At 49.0% G+C, this 6094-nt stretch carries 6 protein-coding genes, 1 tRNA gene and 1 rRNA gene; 5 read left to right on the top strand and 3 right to left on the bottom strand.

Translation table 11 applies throughout. The features are described 5' to 3' along the window. The first annotated feature begins 179 nt into the window (after positions 1–179). From rrf to rimI, 5 genes are all read left to right on the top strand, one after another. Positions 180–294 (top strand): 5S ribosomal RNA (gene rrf / locus EYB30_RS01015). A gap of 145 nt (positions 295–439) precedes the next feature. Beyond that, positions 440–2479: a S9 family peptidase gene (locus EYB30_RS01010; protein ID WP_241697923.1), complete on the top strand. Its 2040-nt coding sequence runs from the start codon at positions 440–442 to the stop codon at positions 2477–2479. A gap of 152 nt (positions 2480–2631) precedes the next feature. Further along, positions 2632–2708, top strand: a tRNA-Trp gene (locus tag EYB30_RS01005). 9 nt (positions 2709–2717) lie between these two features. Beyond that, the gene (locus tag EYB30_RS01000; RefSeq protein ID WP_166836087.1) at positions 2718–3059 is read left to right on the top strand and encodes a hypothetical protein; all 342 of its coding nucleotides are present in this window, start codon (positions 2718–2720) and stop codon (positions 3057–3059) included. Then, positions 3049–3489 (top strand): ribosomal protein S18-alanine N-acetyltransferase, encoded by a 441-nt coding sequence (gene rimI / locus EYB30_RS00995; RefSeq protein WP_166836085.1) that lies wholly within the window; start codon positions 3049–3051, stop codon positions 3487–3489. The genes EYB30_RS01000 and rimI overlap by 11 nt, the downstream gene beginning before the upstream one ends. Before the next feature lie 51 nt (positions 3490–3540). Here the strand turns inward: rimI and EYB30_RS00990 are convergent, their stop codons facing one another. The 3 genes from EYB30_RS00990 to EYB30_RS00980 are packed head-to-tail and all read right to left on the bottom strand — an operon-like array spanning position 3541 to position 6078. Then, positions 3541–4695 (bottom strand): M14 family metallopeptidase, encoded by a 1155-nt coding sequence (locus EYB30_RS00990; RefSeq protein ID WP_166836083.1) that lies wholly within the window; start codon positions 4693–4695, stop codon positions 3541–3543. A gap of 18 nt (positions 4696–4713) precedes the next feature. Further along, positions 4714–5736 (bottom strand): permease, encoded by a 1023-nt coding sequence (locus EYB30_RS00985; RefSeq protein ID WP_166836081.1) that lies wholly within the window; start codon positions 5734–5736, stop codon positions 4714–4716. 54 nt (positions 5737–5790) lie between these two features. Further along, positions 5791–6078 (bottom strand): ArsR/SmtB family transcription factor, encoded by a 288-nt coding sequence (locus EYB30_RS00980; protein ID WP_166836078.1) that lies wholly within the window; start codon positions 6076–6078, stop codon positions 5791–5793. Positions 6079–6094 lie beyond the last annotated feature (16 nt).

The raw sequence follows: 6094 nt of genomic DNA, 5'->3' as shown, positions 1-6094 counted from the left end.
TTGCCCGAGAGGCTTAACCATACAACGCCCAAGATGTTTTAAAGATACAGTGTGCATTTACTTATCAGATTGCCAAATACGAGAACATGTTTAAATCAAATGCCTCCATGGATTTTACCCTGCACGTAGCACAAGAGTGCCGCACTGAAGGGCGTTAAGCATGTTCCAAACAGTTTTTGCCTGGTGGCAATAGCGCTGTGGAACCACCTGATCCCATTCCGAACTCAGAAGTGAAACGCAGCTGCGACGATGGTAGTGTAGCATTCGCTATGCGAGAGTAGTTCACCGCCAGGCTCCTCATTCAAGCAAAAGGCCTACCCTAAACGGTAGGCCTTTTTGCGTTTTATCTCTTAGTAGTTTCACTCTGGCGAAATCAGTTAGCTCGCTGCTACAAATAAGCTAGTATCAAACGGCACCTATAACAATAAATCCGGATGCCATGATGAAGATACCTCGTATAGCTAATCCTTTTTATTTAACTGCTAGCTTACTGTTGGCTTTAGGCAGTACAGCTCAGGCCGCTAAGCCACTGCAATATGAAGATGTGTTTAACCTGGAGTTTGTATCTGATCCGCAGCCTGACAGCAAAGGCGAGCAAATTGTTTTTGTACGTAACTGGATGGACAAGCAAACCGACCGGCGGCGTATGACGTTATGGCTCAGTTCTGCCGATGGCAAAACACAGCAAGCCTTAACCGATAAAGATATTAATGCCAGTTCACCGCGCTGGGCGCCGGACTATAAACGGCTGGCGTTTATTAGTAATGGCCAAATTCATGTTAAATGGCTTGATAGTGGCCGCACGTCACAGTTAGGTCAGCTAACGCAAGGCCCTGCCAATTTAAGCTGGTCGCCGGATGGTAAATGGCTGGCTTTTACCATGTTTACACCGAAGCAAGTTAAAGCGCCGGTTAGTTTACCTGGCAAGCCGGAAAAAGCTGATTGGGCAAAAGCTGCGATATATATCGATAACAAACAGTACCGCGCCGATGGTGCCGGCTATCTGAAAGCCGGTTATCAGCATATTTATATTATGCCGGCTGATGGTGGTTCTGCTATTCAGCTAACCGAAGGTGATTTTAATCATGCCGGTGCGATCAGTTGGACGAAGGATAGCAAAGCGATTTATTTCTCTGCTAACCGTCATGCCGACTGGCAGTCAAAACCATTAAATAGTGAACTATTCCAGCTGACGCTGGCTGAGCGTAAACTGACACAACTTACTGATCGCAACGGCCCTGACGCCAGGCCGCAGCTGTCGCCCAACGGTAAACTTATCGCCTATGTCGGTTTTGATGATCGCAAACTGGCACATCAGGCCAACCGCTTGTATGTCATGAATGCCGATGGCAGTAATATCCGCAATCTGACCGAAGATTTAGACCGCGCTATTGATGATTTTCAATGGCTACCCAACAGTAAAGCCTTGTATATTTCTTACGATAGTGAAGGTAAAGGTATACTGGCAGAGCAAGCCTTATCTGGTAAACGCAGTATTATTACCGAAGATCTAGGCGGTGGCTCTTACGGCCGGCCATACAGTGGCGGCCAGTTCGCTGCTGCGGATAATGGCCTGATTGCCTATACCCAAATGAATACGCAAACACCGGCGGAGCTGGCGGTTATTCATAAGCGCAACAAGCAGACGCTCACCAGCCTCAACGCTGATTTGTTGTTTGCTAACGATATCGGCGAAGTCGAAGAGTTCTGGTATAGCTCATCAGTTGATCAGCGTAAGTTACAAGGCTGGATCATTTATCCGCCACAGTTTGATGCCAGTAAAAAATACCCGCTTATTCTAGAAATTCATGGCGGCCCACATACCGCTTATGGCCCGCATTTCGCTATGGAGCTGCAACTAATGGCAGCGCAAGGCTATGTGGTGTTGTATACCAATCCACGTGGCAGCACCAGTTATGGTGAAGATTTTGCCAATCTTATTCATCATAACTACCCCAGCCAGGACTTCAATGATCTGATGGATGGTGTCGATGCAGTCATTGCTAAAGGCTTTATCAATGAAAAAGAGTTGTTTGTTACCGGCGGCAGTGGCGGCGGTGCGTTAACGGCCTGGATTGTTGGCCACACTGACCGTTTTGCTGCGGCAGTGTCAGTAAAGCCGGTGATAAACTGGTTTAGCTTTGTACTTAATGCCGATATGTACAGTTACTTTAGCCAGTACTGGTTTCCGGCCATGCCGTGGGAAAACCCGCAGCATTACTTAAAGTATTCGCCTATTAGTTATGTGGGTAATGTGAAAACGCCCACCATGCTAATGACCGGCGAAGCTGATCACCGCACGCCAATCTCGGAAACCGAGCAGTTTTATCAGGCATTGCAATTACGTGGTATTGATACTGCCATGGTGCGTATTCCGGAAGCCTCGCATTCGATATACAGCCGGCCAAGTAATTTAATGGCGAAAACGGCCTATATCCTGTACTGGTTTGAAAAGTACCGGCAGAAAACCGCAGACTAAAGTCAGCTCAGCCCGGTAGGCAGACTACCGGGCTTATGCTAGGCTGCACTGATTAATAGTGCTGATGTTCGTTTTATATGCAATTGAATCTAATTACACAGCTTTTTGCTTTACCTTTAGGGCGGCTTTTGTATAATGGCGCGACCAGCTACAGGGGCATAGTTCCAATTGGTAGAACAGCGGTCTCCAAAACCGATGGTTGGGGGTTCGAATCCCTCTGCCCCTGCCACTTCTCGTTATGAAAACATTCTCTTATTCACAGCAGCAGTTACTTAATGTGTTGCAGATTGCACCACTTAGCCTTACACCTGCGTTTGATACTGCACCAGCTACTGAAGCTGCGGTAGAAGCTGATAATATCTCTGAGTCAGAGCCTGTAGCTTTGGCGGATCTAGCGTCAGTACTGGCTCAGGATATTAAGCTTGCGCTGCCAGAAGGTGTTAACTGGTATATCAATCAGCAGATTGCAGCGCCGCAGCTTAACAGCAAACAACTTATTACGCCGCCGTTATCCGCTTTACAACCGGCAGAGCTAAAACAGGCACTGTGGCAGCTATTGAGTGCTTGGCATGAAGATTGAACTGTTAAGCGCCGATGATATTGCGCGCCTGGTACAAATTGAACAGCAAGCCAATCCTTATCCGTGGCAGCACAGTGCTTTTGTCAGCAGCTTTGCCGACAGCTACTTCAGCTACAAATTGCTGGATGACTGCGGCGAGATCCAGGGCTTCTATTTTGCCCAATTGATCCTCGAGCAACTGGAGCTGTTTAATATCTGCGTGGCAACCGATATGCAAGGGCGGGGTTACGGTAAAACCTTGCTACAACATTTTCTGCAAGAAGGCCGCAGCCGTGGTGCCACCGAAGCGTTTTTAGAAGTGCGTAGCACGAACCACACTGCCATCGCGCTGTATGAAAAATGTGGTTTTAGCCGAACCGGTGTGCGGAAAAACTATTACGTATCCGGAGACAGCAAAGCAGATGCGGTTTTAATGACCCTCGCAATGTAGCACTGCTACTCAGTGTCCCCGTTATTTTATGTTATCCAAGGTAATTAGAATTTAGGTCTGGTTAAGATGATGGTATTGGTCGACTAAACCGCGTGCCAGGTTGGCGCCAAGTTGCTTCGCCGCTTCGTTGTCCCAGCTCATAGTTTGATCAGCCTGCTGCAACGGTTTAAACGACGCCTCCAGTAAAATACTGGCAACGCCAAACTGCTGCTGTACAAAGCTGGTGGCTTTTTGCTGGCCGCAGCTACTGCCGCAACTACCAGCACCACAGCCCACATCAAAATTGCTATAGTCGTATTTGGTTTGAAAGTTGCTATCCAGTTCGGCTAGCGCCTGTTTTAGCTGGTCGGCAAACGGGTGTTTGGCCTCTGCCTGCATAAAGTTGTAGGGCAGAGTTTCATCGCCATGGATATCGATAAAGGCATCTACGCCATATTTAAGCATCGCCTGTTTTACCAGATACACTTCGGGGCATAGTAGCGGATCGGGCGTCGCCCAATGCCGGTTTAAATTTATGCCGTTAGCATTGGTACGGTGATTACCCAGTGCGGCGCCATCCGGGTTCATATTGGCGACAATATAAAAGCTAATGGCGCTGCTATTGGCGTGTTGTTTGGTAGAATGTGCCACAAAGTTTGCGGCAAAGTGTTCAGCGAGTTGCAAAATTACGCCTTCTGCAATCCACTGCGCCATAGTTTCCCCCGGATGCTGCCTCGCAATTAACCAGATTTTTTTTGCCTCAGCAGAAGCTGAACCTATCCGTAGCAGGGTAATATCACGACCTTGCGCTGTTTGGCCCAGTACCTTAAGCTGCGCCGCTGGCATGGCGGCGACGTGCTGTAGCAGTGCTGTCTGGCGTGTTAGCGGATAAGGCACAAAGTAGGCGTAATAGACTTTTTGGGCTTTAGCTTCTAATGTCAGCACCAGCTCGCCGTTCTGGTACTGGGTGTCGATACGAAACCAGCTCTGGTTATCGTAAGAGGCAAATGCCTGATAGCCATCCCATGCGCCGCTAAAGCTTACCTTGTCAGCGTTAACCAGCCGGATGCGTTGCAAGGTGGCGCTGATGCTCTCAACTGCAAAATAAAACCATTGCCGGGTGCAGCTTTGATTGTCTTTGTTTATCCCGAGCTGAATATTATCGGCATTATCTACATTGATGATACTGATCGCGCCGCCGTCAAAATCTGAACTTACCTTAACCATGTTATTACTCCTGTTTGCTTAAACCAATAAATCAATGCTGATGCCGGTAATGCAGGCGGTTAACAGCACCAGCACTACGAAAGCAATAAGCAGTGGCCAGTGGAATATTTTCTTCAGCATAATCATCTCGGGCAGGCTGGCACCGGCGCCAGCAATGGTGAGTGACATTACACTGCCCATGCTTAAGCCCTTGGCCAGTAGCGACGAAGCGATGGGGATCATGGTTGAGGCGCGCACATAAAGAAAAATGCCAATCAGTGCCGCCAGCGGGATCAGTACAACGCTATTTAACGATGCCAGTTGCTCAAACAAGCTAACCGGTACAAAGCCATGTAAGGCAGCGCCAACGGCGACACCTAACACCATATAAGGCAACATAGTACGTAGCTGCCTAACCGCATCATGCGTTAACTGCTTTAAAGGTAGCTGCGCCAGGCGGCCAGACTGTTTTACGCTGGCTTTTGGAGCACAGCAAGACATTGCAGCTGCGGGCTGGGCTGCGGCTTCGCAACAGCGGGTAGTTACTGGCTGGCTGATGGTGCTGTTACAAGCTGAGCTGGAGCTTGTTGCTGCACAGCTATTGGTTGGTGTTGCGCTTTGCAGCAGTTCCTGGCGGATATAGCGCTCAAAGCGCAACTGCTGCAGCAGATAGCCAGCGGTGGTGGCTATCAAAACTACACAAAGGCTGTACAGCAAGGTCACTTTAGCGCCAAAGGTCAGCCAGAACAGCGCAACAACAAAGGGGTTTAATAGCGGCGAGGTAATTAAAAATGCCATTAAAGGGCCAAAGGCGGCGCGCGCTTTGAGTAAACCCAGCAGCATCGGCAAGGTTGAGCAGCTGCAAAACGGTGTTACTGCGCCCAGTGCAATGGCAATGCCATAACCTCGGTTACCTGATAATAGTGTTCGCACTTTACTGGCTGGCAGGTAATAGTTAATCACACTGACCAGCAGGCTTATCAGTACAAACAGCACAGCCAGTTCGGCAAAGGTACTGACAAAAAACTCAGCGGCAGCCTGCCAGGGGGTGGGTGTGGTCATAGTTTACTCCTTTGTTTTATTATTCCAGAAATGTCGAAATGTAAGTTAAATGTTTTAGCTGCCCAGGCAGCATTCGTCCGATAAAAAGTGGATCAGTTTATCCAACTGCTGATACTGCGCCTGACAGCGCAGCACCCGGCCTTCACGGGTTTGGCTTACCAGCCCAACCTTTACCAGCCGTGCTATATGGTGCGACAGCGTAGAGCCGGGGATATCCAGTTGCTGCTGAATAGCCGATACCGCCAGGCCATGCTGACCTGCCCGCACTAAAGCGCGGTAGATCTGGAGCCGGGTAGTGTGGCCTAGTTCAGCCAGTTGCTCTGCTGCGGTATCTATGTTCATGCGCGCAGTGTAATGC

Source organism: Rheinheimera pleomorphica (assembly GCF_011634895.1).
Lineage (GTDB): Bacteria > Pseudomonadota > Gammaproteobacteria > Enterobacterales > Alteromonadaceae > Alishewanella > Alishewanella pleomorphica.
This window is presented reverse-complemented; position numbering and strand designations above follow the sequence as displayed.

Bases quoted from the DNA above. Each gene is read 5' to 3' on its own strand.
- EYB30_RS01010 (WP_241697923.1), top strand. From the start codon at position 440: ATGATGAAGATACCTCGTATAGCTAATCCTTTTTATTTAACTGCTAGC.
- EYB30_RS01000 (WP_166836087.1), top strand. From the start codon at position 2,718: ATGAAAACATTCTCTTATTCACAGCAGCAGTTACTTAATGTGTTGCAG.
- rimI (WP_166836085.1), top strand. From the start codon at position 3,049: ATGAAGATTGAACTGTTAAGCGCCGATGATATTGCGCGCCTGGTACAA.
- EYB30_RS00990 (WP_166836083.1), bottom strand. From the start codon at position 4,695: ATGGTTAAGGTAAGTTCAGATTTTGACGGCGGCGCGATCAGTATCATC.
- EYB30_RS00985 (WP_166836081.1), bottom strand. From the start codon at position 5,736: ATGACCACACCCACCCCCTGGCAGGCTGCCGCTGAGTTTTTTGTCAGT.
- EYB30_RS00980 (WP_166836078.1), bottom strand. From the start codon at position 6,078: ATGAACATAGATACCGCAGCAGAGCAACTGGCTGAACTAGGCCACACT.